This window comes from Sphaerochaeta sp. UBA5836 (assembly GCF_002432845.1).
In the GTDB taxonomy this organism is placed as follows: domain Bacteria; phylum Spirochaetota; class Spirochaetia; order Sphaerochaetales; family Sphaerochaetaceae; genus Sphaerochaeta.
In genome coordinates this window covers 28,949-31,296 of the sequence record NZ_DJGW01000006.1, presented here as the reverse complement: position 1 = coordinate 31,296, position 2,348 = coordinate 28,949, and the positions used below count along the sequence as shown (strand labels likewise).

Genomic DNA, 2,348 nt, shown 5'->3' with positions numbered 1-2,348 from the left:
GCTTGAACAAGCTGAGCATAAACACCATTTTGAAAGAGAATGTGTAATTTTTCTCCTTTAGGAATGCAATAAAGTCATCCTTGATGGTTTCATCGGTATGAACACCAAGCCCTTTGGATTGTCGGATTTGCTCCAAAGACTCGGGCTTGAAGTAGTAAATCCGTCGATTTCCCAAAGGCAGGGATAAATCAGCGGATACACTACCCTGCTTGACCCAGGTACGCAGTGTTTCAGTACCTATGTAAAGATCTCTTGCTGCTTGTTCCTCATCCAGATACCCCTCATACTGTCCCTCGAATGTAGTGAGATCCACCGGGATCAAGGCCTGTACCGTCTCACTCAGTCCTAATACTTCTATCATTTCTCCGACATGGTAAGAGCGGTTGAGCAACCCAAAGGGGACATAAAATGGTTGGCTGAAGATGGAATGTACCGACCAAGGGCGTGCAAGAGAGCCATACTGATCAACCACATCGATAACAAACAGACATTCTTTTCCCTCACACTTTCTAAGACCTCTGCCAAGTTGTTGTTGATACAGCACCTTGGAGATGGTTGGCCTGGCCATCACCAAGACTTCCACCTCCGGGACATCCCACCCTTCATTAACCAGATTGCAGCTGCAAAGGAACTGTAGGTCAGAGAATCTGAATGAATCTATAATTGTAGAGACATTCCTGGTCTTGCCGGTGATGGCTTTGGCCTTCATCCCATTCGCTACGAGCAACTTCTCCATTTGCTGGGCATGTGCAACAGAGATGCAGAAGATAATCCCCTTCTGGCCAGAGGAGAAATAGCGCATCAACACATCGACTATGAGAGCATCCCGGGAATCGATGCGCAAAGCTCGTTCCAAATCAGCATTGACATAATCACGGCCATTAAAACGGACTTCTGCAAGGTTGAGATTTGTCTCAACTCGGAAAGCTCGTATTGGGGCGACAATTCCCTTTTCAATTGCATCAGAAAGGGTGAGGCTTGTCTGATAGGAGCCAAATACTTCCTCCAAACGTTTTCTATCCAAACGATCGGGAGTTGCCGTCAGCCCAATAAGGAACTCACTTTGAAAATATTGGAGACTCCGCCTGATAGTTGGAGCTACGGCATGATGTGCTTCATCCACCACAATATATGAAAAGTAGGTAGGAGAAACCTTGGATGCGTAATACCACAAGAGATAGTATGTTCCAACAATGATTTCTGCAGAAAATTCAGCAATTCTTTTTCTCCAATCTTCCACTATCCTGATTGTCGGGGCAACAATCAGGACCTTGGCATCGGGATGCTGCGTCAAGTAAAGGCCAAGATCTTCCTCAACGATTCTAGACTTTCCGGTTGCTGTTGGGAAAACCTGGAGTACTGCGTGCGGCGGATTTGAAGTAGCACGAAGTTGTTGAATGGCCTGCAAGGCCTCCTCTTGATGTTCATAGAGCTGAAAGGCTCTCTGTGCTGCAAAGCCCGATGGGAGGAAGAGGCGAACATCTCCAAAGAAATGCCGGATCTGATTGTCAACGATTACCGGATGAGAACAATCAAGCGTTGTGAACCGATACAGTCGAATGCCTAGAAAAGCACAGGTGTTCTGTTTATCCAACTGTGTTTGATAGGCTTGCTTGCCGATAATCAGGGGATGATGGTAAGCAACTCCGTTTTCCTCCACAGCAACCTTCCTGCCATCACGATATTCAACGAGGTAATCTACGTAATATGTGGAGCCATTTCGAGCAGGAATAGGGTACTCACGATGAAGGTAGGATAAGGCATTGCTGCCATATACTGCACAAAAACGTTCTTCAAAGAAGTACTCCAAGCTGGATGAGTCTGCAACGGAAAGTGAGCGGTCGGCACTGATTTTATAGGTCTGAGAAAATTCAATATTTCCATGCAACCAAGCCGAAGCCTCTTTCGAATCTTCAAGTAGGCAGCGGTAAACTGGCTTCCCCTCTGCCATGACCTTGTTCTGGAACGTTGTATAGCTTCGGTAATCGAAGACCTGAAGTCGACCGTCTGGTGAGGGAAAATGAAAAGAATCAACAATCAAATGGCTTTCAGGAAGGGCATACCACGTGGAATGGTTGCCATGTTCATCGTAGATGATTGTTTCCTGTTTGTATGTTTCCAGCCATTCGGTCATATCAGCATCCTAGCCTTGAGAGCGGCTGCAGGCAAGTCTGATAAGTGGCAAATGTATTGCGTAAGAACGAATGTAATGCAAATCAACGAGAGAGAATACCTTACCTATAACGATACATGATTCTCCGTCCATCAACATAGGTACGAAAAGCAGGCCTAGAAATTGTTGCATAATACAAGGATTATACCTCTGAATTCACAAAATTTTCTCATCC

1 protein-coding gene is annotated in these 2,348 nt (G+C 45.7%); it reads right to left on the bottom strand.

Translation table 11 applies throughout. From position 1 onward, the window contains the following. Positions 1–2,134: DEAD/DEAH box helicase (locus tag B3F49_RS00600; RefSeq protein WP_293908521.1), on the bottom strand; the 2,134-nt coding region annotated here is incomplete at its 3' end. Positions 2,135–2,348: the final 214 nt, after the last annotated feature.